The 14,627-nt window shown below is 68.9% G+C and carries 16 protein-coding genes; 8 read left to right on the top strand and 8 right to left on the bottom strand.

Translation table 11 applies throughout. The features are described 5' to 3' along the window. Positions 1–2 precede the first annotated feature (2 nt). A complete protein-coding gene (locus tag ST3T6A_RS0105880) occupies positions 3–1,487 on the top strand; it encodes a CehA/McbA family metallohydrolase (protein WP_037537651.1) in 1,485 nt (494 codons plus the stop codon). Between the two features lie 3 nt (positions 1,488–1,490). On the opposite strand, the gene ST3T6A_RS0105875 is transcribed toward ST3T6A_RS0105880, so the two are convergent. After that, entirely contained in the window at positions 1,491–2,126 is a 636-nt protein-coding gene (locus ST3T6A_RS0105875) for a DsbA family oxidoreductase (protein WP_026359464.1), read from the bottom strand. A 187-nt stretch (positions 2,127–2,313) separates the two neighbouring features. Here ST3T6A_RS0105875 and ST3T6A_RS0105870 point away from each other — a divergent pair, with 187 nt between their 5' ends. The 6 genes from ST3T6A_RS0105870 to ST3T6A_RS0105845 all read left to right on the top strand — a co-directional run bounded on the left by ST3T6A_RS0105870 (position 2,314) and on the right by ST3T6A_RS0105845 (position 6,760). Further along, on the top strand, positions 2,314–2,790 hold the full coding sequence (locus ST3T6A_RS0105870; RefSeq protein ID WP_235785730.1) for a MarR family winged helix-turn-helix transcriptional regulator: 477 nt from the start codon (positions 2,314–2,316) through the stop codon (positions 2,788–2,790). Positions 2,791–2,921: 131 nt separating this feature from the next. Next, a complete protein-coding gene (locus ST3T6A_RS0105865; RefSeq protein WP_019831972.1) occupies positions 2,922–3,632 on the top strand; it encodes an SDR family NAD(P)-dependent oxidoreductase in 711 nt (236 codons plus the stop codon). Positions 3,633–3,658: 26 nt separating this feature from the next. Further along, positions 3,659–3,895: a tautomerase family protein gene (locus ST3T6A_RS0105860; RefSeq protein WP_019831971.1), complete on the top strand. Its 237-nt coding sequence runs from the start codon at positions 3,659–3,661 to the stop codon at positions 3,893–3,895. Positions 3,896–3,922: 27 nt separating this feature from the next. Then, positions 3,923–4,993, top strand: a complete 1,071-nt coding sequence (locus tag ST3T6A_RS0105855) for an NAD(P)H-dependent flavin oxidoreductase (protein ID WP_019831970.1) — start codon at positions 3,923–3,925, stop codon at positions 4,991–4,993. Between the two features lie 71 nt (positions 4,994–5,064). Continuing rightward, positions 5,065–5,550, top strand: coding sequence for a DUF3237 domain-containing protein (locus ST3T6A_RS0105850; RefSeq protein ID WP_019831969.1), 486 nt, complete (start codon positions 5,065–5,067; stop codon positions 5,548–5,550). Positions 5,551–5,647: 97 nt separating this feature from the next. Continuing rightward, complete coding sequence (locus tag ST3T6A_RS0105845) at positions 5,648–6,760, top strand: FAD-dependent monooxygenase (protein ID WP_019831968.1); 1,113 nt, start codon at positions 5,648–5,650, stop codon at positions 6,758–6,760. Here ST3T6A_RS0105845 and ST3T6A_RS0105840 read toward each other — a convergent pair. The 4 genes from ST3T6A_RS0105840 to glmU form a co-directional block, all read right to left on the bottom strand. Then, positions 6,757–8,103 (bottom strand): FAD/NAD(P)-binding protein, encoded by a 1,347-nt coding sequence (locus ST3T6A_RS0105840; RefSeq protein ID WP_019831967.1) that lies wholly within the window; start codon positions 8,101–8,103, stop codon positions 6,757–6,759. The two genes, ST3T6A_RS0105845 and ST3T6A_RS0105840, sit on opposite strands and share 4 nt — an antisense overlap. Positions 8,104–8,213: 110 nt before the next feature. Then, positions 8,214–10,037 carry a glutamine--fructose-6-phosphate transaminase (isomerizing) gene (gene glmS, locus ST3T6A_RS0105835; RefSeq protein ID WP_019831966.1) on the bottom strand — a complete coding sequence of 608 codons (1,824 nt, stop codon included), beginning with the start codon at positions 10,035–10,037 and terminating at the stop codon, positions 8,214–8,216. 110 nt (positions 10,038–10,147) lie between these two features. After that, positions 10,148–11,182, bottom strand: a complete 1,035-nt coding sequence (locus ST3T6A_RS0105830; RefSeq protein WP_019831965.1) for a hypothetical protein — start codon at positions 11,180–11,182, stop codon at positions 10,148–10,150. A gap of 83 nt (positions 11,183–11,265) precedes the next feature. After that, positions 11,266–12,633 (bottom strand): bifunctional UDP-N-acetylglucosamine diphosphorylase/glucosamine-1-phosphate N-acetyltransferase GlmU, encoded by a 1,368-nt coding sequence (gene glmU, locus ST3T6A_RS0105825; protein ID WP_019831964.1) that lies wholly within the window; start codon positions 12,631–12,633, stop codon positions 11,266–11,268. A 61-nt stretch (positions 12,634–12,694) separates the two neighbouring features. Between glmU and gph the strand changes: the two genes are divergently transcribed. Further along, entirely contained in the window at positions 12,695–13,369 is a 675-nt protein-coding gene (gene gph / locus ST3T6A_RS0105820) for a phosphoglycolate phosphatase (RefSeq protein ID WP_019831963.1), read from the top strand. Here the strand turns inward: gph and ST3T6A_RS19415 are convergent. The 3 genes from ST3T6A_RS19415 to ST3T6A_RS0105805 are packed head-to-tail and all read right to left on the bottom strand — an operon-like array spanning position 13,366 to position 14,619. Then, positions 13,366–13,839 (bottom strand): SRPBCC family protein, encoded by a 474-nt coding sequence (locus tag ST3T6A_RS19415; protein ID WP_019831962.1) that lies wholly within the window; start codon positions 13,837–13,839, stop codon positions 13,366–13,368. The genes gph and ST3T6A_RS19415 overlap by 4 nt on opposite strands. A 2-nt stretch (positions 13,840–13,841) precedes the next feature. Then, positions 13,842–14,306 carry an SRPBCC domain-containing protein gene (locus tag ST3T6A_RS0105810; RefSeq protein WP_019831961.1) on the bottom strand — a complete coding sequence of 155 codons (465 nt, stop codon included), beginning with the start codon at positions 14,304–14,306 and terminating at the stop codon, positions 13,842–13,844. Continuing rightward, positions 14,293–14,619 (bottom strand): ArsR/SmtB family transcription factor, encoded by a 327-nt coding sequence (locus ST3T6A_RS0105805; protein WP_026359463.1) that lies wholly within the window; start codon positions 14,617–14,619, stop codon positions 14,293–14,295. The genes ST3T6A_RS0105810 and ST3T6A_RS0105805 overlap by 14 nt, the downstream gene beginning before the upstream one ends. Positions 14,620–14,627 lie beyond the last annotated feature (8 nt).

The following is a 14,627-nucleotide window of genomic DNA, read 5'->3' as shown; positions in this document are numbered from 1 at the left end:
GGATGGCGGCGGCATCCCCCCTGGCCGCCGCCCTGGTGGCGGCCACCGCCTTGGCCGCCACCCCGGCAGCCGCCACGCCCCAGGGCGTGGCGGCGCCGGATGTCGTCCTGACCGGCGACATCACCGGGCAGGATCATCAGACCTATCGGGAGGCGCCCTTCACGGTGCCGGCGGGCGTCACGCGCCTCACGCTGCGCTTCGACTATGACAAGGGCGCCCACACCGTCATCGACCTCGGCCTGCTCGATCCCGAGCGGTTCCGCGGCTGGAGCGGCGGGTCCAAGTCGCTGGTGACGATCGCGCCGAGCGACGCCACGCCCTCCTATCTCCCCGGCCCCGTCGTGGCCGGACGCTGGCGCCTCCTGATGGGCGTGCCCAACGCGCGGCCCGGCAGCAGCAGCCATTACACCGCGCGCATCTGGTTCGACCGGGGCGACGGCCATGCCGCCACCGATGCCGCCACTCCGCCGCCGCTCCGCACGGGGGAAGGTTGGTATCGCGGCGACCTCCACATGCACGGCGCGCACAGCGACGGGAGCTGCGCCAGCCAGTCCGGCGTCAAAGTCCCCTGCCCGACCTTCCGCACGGTCGAGGCTGCGGCGGCCGCCGGCCTCGATTTCATCGCGCTCAGCGATCACAACACCGCCTCGCAGATGGACGACATCCGCGAGCTTCAGCCGTGGTTCGACAAGCTGTTGCTGATGCCCGCGACTGAGATCACGACCTTCCACGGCCATATCCAGGCGATCGGCCTTCGTCGTTTCGTCGACTTCCGTCTCGGCACGCCGCATGTGCCGACGATGGGCGCCCTCGCCGACGATGCGGCCAAGGCCGGCGCGATCCTCTCGATCAACCATGCCGACCTGCCCTCGGGCGAGCTCTGCATGGGCTGCGGCTGGACGGCGCCCGGCACGCCCTATGATCGCTTGACCGCCATCGAGGTGGTGAACGCCAAGAATGCGGAAGGGCCGCTTTCCGGCTTCGCCTTCTGGTACGCGCGGCTGAACGAGGGCCATCACCTCACCGGCATAGGCGGCAGCGACAGCCACGATCCGGATGCGCCGGACGGCCGCGCACCCGTCGGCCGGCCGACGACGGTGGTCCACGCGCGCGAACTGTCGCAGGAGGCGATCCTCGACGGCATCCGCTCGGGCGACGTGTTCATCGATGTGGAGGGCAAGCCCGGCCGCCTGCTCGAAGTCGAGGCGGAGGCAGGCACGGCGCACGCCCCGATGGGTGGTACGCTCACGCTCAAGGAAGGCGCGCTGACGCTCGATATCCACGCAGCGGGCGTCGCGGGCGGCGTGGTGGAGGTGGTCCACAAGGGCCAGCCCCTCCCCGAAACCACCCCCATCGCCAGCGCCGACGCCCGCACCCGCGTGACGCTGCGCAGGGAGCAGGCTTGCGGGTGGGTCGCCGTGAACATCCGCGACGGCAAGGGCGCGCCGCTGCTGGTCGGCAATCCCGTCTATGTGGATTGCCGATAGGGTTCAGAGTTCCTGTGCGATGTGGCGGAGCTGGCGCTCGAACTCCTCGGGCGGCTGCCCGCCGGAGATGAGATAGCGGTTGTTGACGACGACCGCCGGCACGCTGTTGATGCCGCGTCCCTGCCAGAGGCTCTCCTCGGCGCGAACGGTGTCGGCATAGCGATCCGACTCCAGCACCGCGCGCGCCGCCTCGCCGTCGAGGCCCGCTTTCCCGGCCGCTGCGACCAGCACGGCATGGTCGCCCGGATCGTTCTGATCGGTGAAGTTGGCGGCGAACAGTGCCCGCTTCAGCTCGATCTGCCCGCCCTCTTCCGCCGCCCAGGCGAGCAGCCGGTGCGCGTCGAACGTGTTGTAGATGCGGCTGGCGTCCGACGTGTTCATCGCGAAGCCGACGGAAGCCGCCCGCGCCTTGATATTCTCGCGATTGGTGCGCGCCTGATCGGCGGAGATGCCGTATTTCTGGCCGACATGCTCGAGCATGTTCTGGCCGCCGGCCGGCATGTGCGGGTTCAGCTCGAAGGGATGGAAGCGGATGTCCGCCTCCACCGCATCCCGCGCATTATCAAGGGCCCGCTCCAGCCCGTTGAGCCCGATCACGCACCAGGGGCAGGCGATGTCGGAGACGAAATCGATCTTGATCTTCTTGGCATGAGGCGGCTCCTTCGCAGTCGATCATCCGTAAGGCCCCATTATGTAGGCCCGGCCAGCTCCCGCGCGAATAGCTGGCGACCGGCACCCACTCTTCCAGCCGGCGAAACGATCGGCAGGATGCAGCATAACCCCTTCCGATTTCATCGCATCCGATCTATATAGGACACCCCAGCCTATGAGGATGCCCATGGCCCCCACCGATCCCACCTCCCCCGCCAATTCGCGCAAGCTCGGCGATTTCCTGTGCTTCGCGACCTATTCCGCCAATCTCGCCTTCGGCCGCGCATACAAGCCGATCCTGGAGGAGCTGGGCATCACCTACACCCAGTGGATCACGATCGTGGCGCTGTGGGAGGAGGACGACATCACCGTCGGCGCTCTGGGGGAAAAGCTGTTTCTCGAATCCAACACGCTGACCCCGCTGCTGAAGAAGCTGGAATCGCTGGGCTATATCAGCCGCCGCCGCGATCCCGCCGACGAGCGGCAGGTTCGCATCCTGCTGACCGAGGCCGGCCGCCAGCTCCGCGAGAAGGGTGGGCAGACCTCGCTGGTCAAGCCCACCGGCCTCGCCCCCGACGAGTTCGCGCGGGTGCAGAAGGAGCTGGTGCGCGTGCGCGACAATCTGCTGAAGCACGTCAAGGAGACGAGCTGAGCCGCTTCATTCGTTCGCAAAGCGGAAGAGTATCTCCCGAATAGCGGATATTCGCACGACTCATGATCGAGCCTAGGTGAATCCCAAGCGGCGCACTCCGCGCCGATCTTGGAACATCGAGGACAGACATCATGGGTACCGAACAGAAGGTTGCCGTCATCACGGGCGCCTCGCAGGGCATCGGCGAGGCGCTGGTGAAGGCCTATCTCGACCGCAACTATCGCGTGGTCGCCACCTCGCGCTCGATCAAGCCGTCGACCAATCCCGACCTGCTCACCATCGCCGGCGACATCGGCGATCCCGAGACCGGCCCGCGCGTCATCAGGGAAGCGCTGGAGCGGTTCGGCCGCGTCGACACGCTGGTGAACAATGCCGGCATCTTCATCGCCAGCCCGTTCACCAAATACACCGCCGAGCAGTATCACCAGAAGCTCGCCACCAACCTCAACGGCTTCTTCTTCATCACGCAGGCAGCCATCGCGGCGATGGAGAGCCAGGGCCGCGGTCATGTCGTCAACATCACGACCAGCCTCGTCGATCAGGCGAACTCGAACGTGCCGTCGGTGCTGGCCTCGCTCACCAAGGGCGGGCTCAATGCGGCCACCAAGAGCCTCGCGATCGAATATGCCAAGCGCGGCATCCGCGTGAACGCGGTCTCGCCGGGCATCATCAAGACCCCGATGCACGCGCCCGAGACGCACGAGTTCCTCGCCGGCCTGCACCCGGTCGGCCGCATGGGCGAGCTGGCGGACATCGTCGGCGCCGTGCTCTATCTTGAGACCGCCTGCTTCGTGACGGGCGAAATCCTGCACGTCGACGGCGGCCAGAGCGCCGGCCACTGATCCTCCAGAGCCCCAGGAGACCCATCATGCCTATCGTCACCGTCCAACTCACCCGCGAGGGCACCGAGCCCGGCGTCGATCATGTCACGACCGAGCAGAAGGCCGCGATCTACAAGGGGATGAGCGAGGTTCTTCGCGACGTCCTCGGCAAGCCGCTCGACTGGACCTGGGTGATCTTCCAGGAAGTCGAGATGGAGAATTGGGGATGGGGCGGAATGCCCGTCGCGCAATACCGCGCGCAAATGGCGGAAAGGGCCGGCTGATCCCCTGAGCCCGCGAGGAGATATCCCATGACCACATCCCATCCCCTGCTCGACCGGCTCGGCATCCGCCTGCCGATCATCCAGGCGCCGATGGCGGGCATCTCCTCGCCGGCGATGGCGGCGGCGGTGAGCGAGGCCGGCGCGCTCGGCTCGCTCGGCGTCGGCGCCACCGACGCGGACGGCGCCCGCGCGATGATCCGGGCGGTGCGCGAGCGCTCGGCCGGGCCCCTCAACGTCAATCTCTTCACCCATCGCCCGGCGGTCGCGGATGTGGCCGTCGAGGCAGCGTGGATCGCGCGGCTGCGCCCCGCCTTCGAGGCGCTGGACGCTGCCCCGCCCACCGCGCTCCACGAGATCTACAGGAGCTTCGTCGAGGACGACGCCATGCTGGCGATGCTGCTCGAAGAGCGGCCGAGCGTGGTGAGCTTCCATTTCGGCCTCCCCCGGCCCCACGCGATCGCGGCATTGCGCGAGGCCGGCATCGCGCTGCTCGCCTCCGCGACCAGCCTCGCGGAGGCCCGGCAGGTCGCGGCGGCGGGCGTCGACGCGATCGTCGCGCAGGGCTGGGAAGCCGGCGGCCATCGCGGCAGCTTCGACCCCGACGCGCCCGACGACCGCCTCGGCACGCTGGCGCTCACCCGCCTCCTCTCCCGCGAGATCGACCTGCCTGTGATCGCGGCCGGCGGCATCATGGACGGCGCGGGCATCGCCGCCGCGCTGAAGCTCGGCGCATCGGCCGCGCAGATGGGCACCGCTTTCCTGCTCACCGACGAGAGCATGGCCGACACGGGCTACCGCGCCGCGCTCGGCAGCGAGGCCGCGCACCACACGAACATGACCCACGCTATCTCCGGTCGACCAGCACGCAGCCTTGCCAACCGCTTCACCGCCTTCGGGGCGGACATCGCGCCCGGCGACGTGCCCGCCTATCCGATCGCCTATGATCTCGGCAAAGCACTCCACGCCGCCGGCAAGGCGAAGGGCGAGTACGGCTATGGCGCGCAATGGGCGGGGCAAGGCGCTCCCCTTGTCCGCGCCATGCCCGCCGCCCGCCTGATCGAGACGCTGGCCGCCGAACTGGATGCGGCGTTGCGATAAACGGACCTCGCCAGCGCGGACCGCCCCGCGCTAGGAGGCCTTCTCCCTTCCCGCAGCCCGAGGTCTTCCGCATGACGCTCCCGCCGCTTCCCGAAGCGCTCCAGACGCTCCGCACCCGTCCGCTCTTCACGCTTCAGGTGGCGGTCGACCCGCCCTACACCCCCGGCGGCCCGGCCGGCGCGGAGACGCGGATCGGCGACATCCCCGGCGGCCGCTTCGAGGGCGAGCGCCTGTCCGGCACTGTGCTGCCCGGCGGCAGCGACTGGCAGACGCTGCGCAGCGACGGCTCGGTGCTGCTCGACGCGCGGATCGTGCTGCGCACCGTCGACGAGGCGCTGATCGCGATGAGCTACACCGGCTTCCGCCACGGCCCGGCCGAGGTGATGGCCAGCCTCGCTCGCGGCGAGGTGGTGGACCCCGCCGCTTATTATTTCCGCATCCTGCCCCGCTTCTCGACTTCGGCGCCGGGCTATGCCTGGCTGAACGGCATCGCGGCGGCCGGCATCGGGCATCGCCTGCCGTCGGGGCCGGTCTACAACGTCTTCGAGATTCTGTAACCGGCACGGCCCCCCGGCCGAGAACTTCCATCGGGGGTGCGCGTTCCGCCCCCACCCCTTCCTCGAGCAGTATGCTTGCCATCCGAAAGATCGCCGAATGAAAATCCTCGTCGCCGGCGCCGGCATCGCCGGCCTCGCCATGGCCCTCGCGCTGCGCGCCCGGAATATCGATTGCGACATCGTCGAGCGGGAAGCCGCCGTCACCGCGCGCGGCGCGGGCATGTATCTGCCCGGCAACGCCGTGCGCGCGCTGGGCCAGCTCGGCGCGCTCGACCATGTACGCGCCGTCGCCTCCCCGATCGACCGGCAGCGCATCTATGAGGGCAGCGGCCGCCTCCTCAACGAGATCGACCTCAAGGCCTTCTGGCAGGCGTGCGGCGGCTGCCTCTCGCTCTCGCGTGCGGGCTTGCAGGGCATTCTCAAGGACGCGCTGGGCGAGGCACCGATCCGCCATGGTCTCGCGGTCGCGGGCGTCCATTCGGATGGCGTGGGCGCGCACGCCACCTTCAGCGACGGCTCGACGCAGACCTATGATCTCGTGATCGGCGCGGACGGCATCCAGTCGACGATTCGCGATCTGGTCTTCGGGGCGGAGGCGCCGCGCGATCTCGGCATCGCCTGCTGGCGGACGATCGTGGACAACCGCTTCGGCCTCAGCGGCTGGACGGCGATGCTCGGCGCCAAGCGGACGTTGCTCGCGATCCCCGTCGAGGCGGGCAAGCTCTACGTCTATGGCGACGTAGCGGCGGCGGAAGGCGCGCATGATGGCGTGCCGCCGGCCCGCATCCTGCACGATCTCTTCTCCGGCTTTGCCGGGCCCCTGCGCCCGATCATCGAGAGCCTCGACGACGCCCAACCGATCCACGCCGCCCGCCTGCGCGAGATCCCGGCGCAGATCCGCCACCGGGGCCGCGTCGTGCTGATCGGCGACGCCGCCCACGCCACCTCGCCCAGCATGGCGCAGGGTGCGGGCATGGCGCTGGAGGACGCGCTGGTGCTGGCCGGGGCGCTGGCGGGCGCGGCATCGATCCCGGCCGCACTCGACGCCTTCTCCGCGCGCCGCATCGGCCGCGTCCAGTGGGTGCAGCAACAGAGCCGGAAGCGCGACAAGGTGCGCACCCTGCCGGGCTTCCTGCGCAACTTAGCGCTCTCGCGCGCCGGCACGCCGCTCTACGCCAAGGCCTTCTCGCCGCTGATCGAGGCGATCTAGAGCCCCTCGCCCTCGACCCAATGCGAATTGGCGAGGCGGCGGGCGATGCTCCAGGCCTGTCGGCGGATGTCCGGCACGGCCACGATCTCCCAGAAGGCGCCGCGCGTCATCGGCCCGATCACGAGCAGTTCGTCCGATGCCTTGCCGTCGCGGTCGATGGCGCGCGAGTCCTGATCGACGTCGAGGCCGATGCCGAGCGGGTCGGCACGCAGCCGCCCCCGGTCGCGCAGCGCGCGGAGCAGCGGCTCACGCGCACGGCCGAGATCGCCCTGCGGCCCGGTCGCGTTGACGAGCTTGGCGGCGACCAGCTCACGCACCTCCGTGCTTCCGCGCGGACGATAGCGGATGGTGAGCCCCGCCGCCCCCGGTTCCACCGAGACGAGGCGCCCGGCCTCGATGGCGAGCCGGTTCTCCTCTTCCATCCGCTCCAGCTTCTCGGCGACGGCCGGCGAGATGCGGTGGCGATGCACGTCCCACCACGGCCGGAGATGGCGCAGGAAGCGCGCGCGATCCGTCGTGGACATCGCCCGCCACAACCCCTGCGTATAGGGGCGCAGCTCGTCGACCGCGACGCGCCACGGCACCTCCCGCGCGCGCTGGCGGAGCGCCCGGAGCATCCCCACCGCGTCGGTCGGCGGCCGCTCGGTACGCGACGGCTCCACCACCTCGTGACGATGCGGCTGAGGCGTGAAGCCATGACGCGAGAGCGCCACCGCCCGCCCACGAAAGCCCTCGGCGTCGAGCAGCAGCGCCACGTCGACCATGGTGAGCCCCGTCCCGATCACCGCCACCGTGCCCTCCGGCGGCACGCCCTCCATCAGCGAGCCATGCCAGGGATCGGCGATATAGCGCTCGTCCGCCAGCGCCGCCTCGCCAATGCCGGGGGGCGTGGTGGGCGGCAGGTTGCCCACCGCCAGCGCCACCACATCGCCTTCGATCGACGAGCCGTCCGCCAGCAGCACGCGCTGGCCGTCGCCGGAGGGCTCGATATCCACCGCATCGCCATGGACCACCGCGAGACGCCCCGTGCTCCGCTCGATCGCCTCGCGAAGCATCTGCTCCAGATAATCGCCGTAGATCTGGCGCGGCACGAAATGGGAGCCGTCATAATCCGAGCAGCCCGCCAGCCAGCGCGTGAAATGATCGGGGTCGTCCGGGTAAGCGCTCATGTTCGCGGCGCGGACGTTGAGCAGGTGGCGGGGATGCGCCGTCGAGTAAGCGGTGCCGCGGCCCGGCACGGAGCGCCGCTCGATCAGCGTGGCGCACGGCCCATCATGGCGCACCAGATTGATGGCGAGCAACGCACCCGAGAAACCGCCACCGACAATCACGACATGAGACAAAACGCATCTCCCTTGCGGGCACCTGAGCGCCCCGGCCTGCCTGCATAGCGGCGGCGCGATGACAACGGAATGCGTGGCGGTTCCCGAGCGGGAACCGCCCTCTCAATCGGTCACTCGACCGTGACGCTCTTGGCGAGGTTGCGCGGCTGATCGACGTCGGTGCCCTTGGCCACCGCAACATGATAGGCGAGCAACTGCACCGGGATCGCGTAGACGATCGGCGCGATCAGCGGGTGGACCTTGGGCATGGTGATGGTGGCGATGCAGTTCTCGCCGGCCGCTTCCACGCCGTCATAGTCGGAGATCAGGATCACCTGACCGCCGCGCGCCTGCACCTCCTGCATGTTCGAGACGGTCTTCTCGAAGAGAGGGCCCGACGGCGCGATCACGATCACGGGGACATGCTCGTCGATGAGCGCGATCGGGCCGTGCTTCATCTCGCCGGCGGCATAGCCCTCGGCGTGGATGTAGCTGATCTCCTTGAGCTTCAGCGCGCCTTCCAGCGCCAGCGGATAGTCCGGGCCGCGGCCGAGATAGAGCACGTCGCGCGCCTTGGCGATGGCGCCGGCCATCGCCTCGATCGCCTCGTCATAGGCAAGCGCGCCGTTGATGGCGGCGGGGGCTTCGGAGAGGTGGCGGACGATGCGCTTCTCTTCCTCGCGGTCGATGCGGCCCTTGGCGCGCGCCAGATTGGCGGCGAAGGCGGCCAGCACCGCGAGCTGGCAGGTGAAGGCCTTGGTGGAGGCGACGCCGATCTCGGGGCCGGCGTGGGTCGGCAGCAGCAGGTCCGCCTCGCGCGCCATCGTCGAGGTGGGGACGTTCACCACCACCGCGATCTTCTGGCCACTGGCGCGCGCGTGGCGGAGCGCCGCCAGCGTGTCCGCCGTCTCACCCGACTGCGAGATGAAGAGCGCCAGGCCGCCTTCCTCCATCACCGGCTCGCGATAGCGGAACTCGCTCGCCACATCGATGTCGACGGGGACGCGGGCGAACTGCTCGAACCAGTATTTGGCCACCATGCCCGCATAGAAGCTGGTGCCGCACGCCACGATGGTGACGCGCTTGACGCCCGCGAGGTCGAAATCCTCGGTCGGCAGCGCCAGCTCGCCCTCGAAACGGCGCAGATAGGCGCGCAGCGTCTGGGCGACGACGGTCGGCTGCTCGTAGATCTCCTTGAGCATGAAGTGGCGGTAATTGCCTTTCGAGATCATCGCGCCGCTGGCGCCCGAGACGGTGACGGCGCGCTCGACCGGCTGGTCGTCGCGGTCGTAAACCTGCGTGCCCTCGCGCGTGATGACGACCCAGTCGCCTTCGTCGAGATAGGCGATCTGCTGGGTGAGCGGCGCCAGCGCCAGCGCGTCGGAGCCGAGATAGGCCTCGTGCTCGCCATAGCCCACCACCAGCGGCGAGCCGAGACGCGCGCCGATCAGCAGGTCCGGGTTCGAGCGGAACAGGATCGCCAGCGCGAAAGCGCCGTGGAGGCGCTTCAAGGTGAGGCGCACCGCCTCGACCGGATCGACGCCCGCCTCGATCTGCTCGGAGATCAGGTGGGCCACCACCTCGGTGTCGGTCTGCGACTTGAAGCTGCGGCCGCGGGCGATCAGCTCGTCGCGGAGCGGCTTGAAGTTCTCGATGATGCCGTTGTGGACGACGGCCACCTCGTCGGTGGCGTGCGGGTGGGCATTGTCCTCGGTCGGCGCGCCATGGGTCGCCCAGCGGGTGTGGGCGATGCCGACGACGCCGGGAAGCGGGTCCGCCTCCAGCACGTGGGCGAGATTGTCGAGCTTGCCGGCCGCGCGGCGGCGATCGATCGCGCCATCGTGGATGGTGGCGATGCCCGCCGAATCATAACCGCGATATTCGAGCCGCTTGAGCCCGTCGAGCAGACGCCCGCTGACCGCTTCGTTGCCCAGAATGCCGATGATGCCACACATGAACCGCAAACTCCCTGGCGCGTGGAAACCTCCTAACGCGCACCGCATCGCTCTCCTAGAGGCGTGACGCTGGCAGGAAAGTGAATGTTTCTCCACCCATAAGCGGGCGGTCAGCCGGCCTTGCGGATGATGATGCCGAAGCAGGTGGCGACGAAGCCGGAGATGCCGAGCTTCAGATGCATGGGCGTGCCGAGCCGGCGGGCATCGTCCTCCGGCATATCGTGATGCCAGGGCGGCAGATCGATGAACTGGTCCATCGGCTGCTGGCCCATGTCGAAATCGAACATGGCCACTTCATGGCCCTGCGCGCGCAAACGCTCGGCGACCGCTTCCAGATGCTTGCGCTGGAACAGCACCGTCATCCAATTGTCGACGGTCGGCCCTTCCGTCTCGATATTATACTCCATCGTGTGGACGGAGAGCCCGCCCGGCCGGAGCGGCTTCAGCGAATTTTCGAGGAAGTCGAGGCCTTGCCGAATGCTGCCGAGATGCTCCATCGCGCACATCGACCAGCAGAAATCATAATCCTGAAGCGTATCGGGAATGGCGTTCATGTCGGCCACGCGCTGGTCCACCAGCCGGTCGAACACCTCGCGATGGACGAGCCGGGGATGGAAGGCCTGCTCCAGCGAGTTGACATGCTGGTTCGTGTCGACCCAGCCCTTGGCCCGCGCCTCCTCATGATCGAGATCGGTGACGGTGACAGCCACGCCGTGCGACGCCAGATAGCTCGGCAGGGGCTCCACCCCGCACCCGAAGCCCAGCCCCCTCGCGCCGGGCACCATATGGCCATGCTCGTGGATAGCCTGGAGGACGTAAGCCAGTTCCCAGATCTTGCGGTGATAGACGACCGGAATCTTGAGCTGGGCCGCCCAGTGGGCAACCCAGTCGCTCTCGATATCCGCCTGCGTCGAGGCCTTGGAACAGAGACCGACATGGCGGGCGACACTATCCCGCGGCGGAGGTGGTAGCGCCTCGCCCAGTCGGCGGGCGAGATCATAGCCGAACGCCTTGATATTCAGCTCGATCAGCCGAACGTCATGGACGATATCATTCAGTGCATGGCGATTGGGGCGGCCCTTTTTGTCGATCAGCGCCAGAAGCCGCTTCATCTTCCAGCGGCGCCACTTCGACACACTCCACATACGCACCCCTTTTACTCGAACGGAGGGGTCTAGAGGCGTTTCATGACACTCGCCAGTCGCTTTCCCCTCCGCAGCGAGGGAATTCAGCCCGCCTTCTTCTCCGCCATGCGGGCGCGGAAGCGGGCGGCCCAGCCGGGCTTCTCCTCCTGTCCGGGGCGGACGAGGGCGAGCGCGTCGGCGGCGACATCCTTCGTCACCACCGAACCCGCCGCCACGATCGCGCCCTTGCCGATCGAGACCGGCGCCACCAGCGCGCTGTTCGAGCCGACAAACGCGCCCTCGCCCACCACGGTGCGATATTTGAAGAAGCCGTCATAATTGCAGAAGATCGTGCCTGCGCCGATGTTCGCGCCCGCGCCCACCTCGCCGTCGCCGATATAGGAGAGGTGGTTGGCCTTGGCGCCCGTCCCAAGCGTCGCCTTCTTCACCTCGACGAAATTGCCGACGCGCGCCTTCTCACCGATCACCGCGCCGGGGCGGAGGCGCGCGAAGGGGCCGATGTCGGCCCTGGTAGCGACGGTCGCGCCTTCGAGATGGCTGAAGGCGTGGATCACCGCGCCGTCCGCCACGCTCACGCCGGGGCCGAAAACGACATTGGGCTCGATCGTCACGTCGCGGCCGATCTGCGTGTCCCACGCGAACCACACCGTCTCGGGGGCGATCAGCGTGGCGCCGTCCGCCATCGCCTGCGCACGGCGGCGGGCCTGCCATGCGGCCTCCATGCCGGCCAGCTCGGCGCGGCTGTTGACGCCCGCCACTTCCCACGCCTCGGCCTCGATCACGGCGGAGGGGCGGCCATCCTCGGCCGCCAGCATCACGATGTCGGGGAGATAATATTCGGCGGCCGCATTGGCGTTGCCGACGCGCTTGAGCAGCGGCCACAGGTCCGCCCCGCGCACCGCCATCAGCCCCGAATTGCAGAGCGTCACCGCACGCTCAGCCTCGGTCGCATCCTTATATTCGACCATCTTGGCGATGGTGCCCGTCTCGTCGGCGATGACGCGGCCATAAGCGAGCGCGTCGTCCGGGCGGAAGCCGAGCACCACCACCGCAGGGCGATCCGCCTCGTGCAGGCGGGCGAGCATCCGCGCCATCGTCTCGGTGCGGACCATCGGCACGTCACCGTAGAGGATGAGGACATCGCCGTCGAAACCCTCCAGCGCCGCCTCGGCCTGCTGCACGGCATGGGCGGTGCCGAGCTGCGGCTCCTGAAGCGCCACGCGCGCGCCGCGCGGCTCGACCGCCTTCTCCACCTGCTCGCGGCCCGCGCCGACCACGACCACCTCGGCCACCGGCCCCAGCGCCTCGATCCCGGCGAGCAGGTGCATCAGCATCGGCCGCCCGGCGACCGGATGGAGCACCTTGTGCAGATCGGACTTCATGCGGGTGCCCTTGCCGGCGGCGAGGATCACGGCGGCGAACGGGCGGGGCGTGGCGGTCGGTTGGGTCATGGCCCGGCTGATGCCACGCCGCGCTTGCTTATTCCAGCACCCGCCGCCATTCGATCGACCCATGAGCGCCTTCCAAACCTCCCGCTTCCGCACCGTCGTGTTCGATCTCGACGGGACGCTGGCCGACACCGCGCCGGACCTCACCGCCTCGCTGAACCATACGCTGGGCAAGCTGGGTCGTCCGGCGGTGCCGGCCGAGGATGTCCGCCACATGGTCGGCCATGGCGTGCGGGCGCTGCTCCGCAACGGACTCACGGCCACGGGCGAGGTGTCGGAGGAGCTGATCGACGAAGGCTTCCCGATCTTCTTCAGCTATTACGAAGCGCACATCGCCGATCACACCCGCCCCTTTCCCGGCGTGGAGGAGGCGCTCGCCGCGCTGGAGGCGGACGGAGTGAAGATCGCCGTCTGCACCAATAAGCTGGAGGCGCTGACCTTCGACCTGCTGGCCGCGCTCGGCTGGAAGGATCGCTTCGCGGCGGTGGTCGGCGGCGACACGCTACCGGTGCGCAAGCCCGATCCGGCGCCGCTGTTCGAGGCGATCGCGCGGGCCGGCGGCGAAGGCCCGGCGGCGTTCGTCGGCGACTCGATCACCGACACCGACACCGCCAAGGCCGCCAACCTGCCCTGCGTCGCGCTGAGCTTCGGCTTCTCGGACCGGCCGCCGAGCGAACTCGGCGCCGACCGGCTCATCGATCACTGGGACGAGCTGATCCCGGCGCTCGCCAGCCTCTAATCCCGGCCCGCGACATGCTCCAGATCGAGCATGTCGGCCAGCGGACGGCCCGTCTCCAGCAGCGTCTTGAGGCCGGAGAGGATCACCGGCCAGCCTCTGGCGATGCCGGGCCGGATGACGCTGCCCTCGGGGAAACCGCTGTGCATGAGCGTCAGCCGCACGGTGCCATCCTCGACGGGCGTGATGTCGTAGGTGACGCGCGAACTGCCCTCGTCGCGCATCGGGCCGGGCGCGCCGTGCAGGAAGCCGTGGCTCAACCGATGGGGCGGATCGGATTCGGTGATCTCGCCGGTGAAGTCGATCTCGCCGCTCGGCGCGCGAAAGGTGACGATGTCGCCCTTCTTCCACGTCGATTCATTGGTGCGACCGTACCAGAAGGACGCGGTCGAGTGGCCGTCGGTCAGCGCATCCCACACCGCCTGCGCCGAGGCGCGGATGTAGATCACATAGACGAAATCGGGCTCGTTCATGGTCATTCCTCCGGCGGAGAGGGCGTGACGGGCGGCAGTGTGCGCCCGGTTTCGAGGATGGTCTTCAGCGAAGAGAGGATCAGCGACCAGCCTTCCCGGCCGGCCCGCTGCCACGCCTCGGGCACGGCGACATGGTGGAACTCGCAGACGCTGAGCTTCACCACGCCGGGCGCGGCATCCTCGATCCGATACTCGATCTCGTTGGCGCGGCCGGAGCCGAGCGGGTCGCCGGGCATGTCCCAGCGCACACGGAGCCGGCGCGGCGGATCGATCGCCAGCACGCCGCCGTCCACCACCGTTTCGCCACTCGCGCGGATGACGCGATAGGGCTCGCCCGGCGCCGAGCCCAGCTCGATCCGGTTGCCGAAGAACCATCCGGGGCTCTCCTCGGCGCTGGTCAGCAGCGACCAGAGCCGTTCGGCACTCGTCTCGATGAAGATCATGTAGACCAGGTCAGGCTTTTCCATCCTCGCCCTCCAGCTTGCTCTTCAGGTCGACCAGCGCCGCCACGCGCTCGCGCTCGAACGTGCCGATCCAGCGTGCCGCGATCTCCTGGATCGGCACGGGGTTCAGATAATGCAGCTTCTCCCGCCCCCGCCGCACCACCGCGACGAGGTTCGCCGCCTCCAACACCGCGAGATGCTTGGACACCGCCTGCCGCGACATCGGCACTCCCTCGACCAACGCACCGAGCGCCTGGCCGGGCTCGGCGCGAAGCCGGTCGAGCAACATGCGGCGGACGGGATCGGCCAGCGCGCGGAACAACAGGTCCTCATCCACGCTCCGAC

This window comes from Sphingomonas sp. PR090111-T3T-6A (assembly GCF_000383095.1).
Lineage (GTDB): Bacteria > Pseudomonadota > Alphaproteobacteria > Sphingomonadales > Sphingomonadaceae > Solisphingomonas.
The sequence above is the reverse complement of the archived record's forward strand: the minus strand, read 5'-3'. Positions and strand labels throughout refer to the sequence as shown.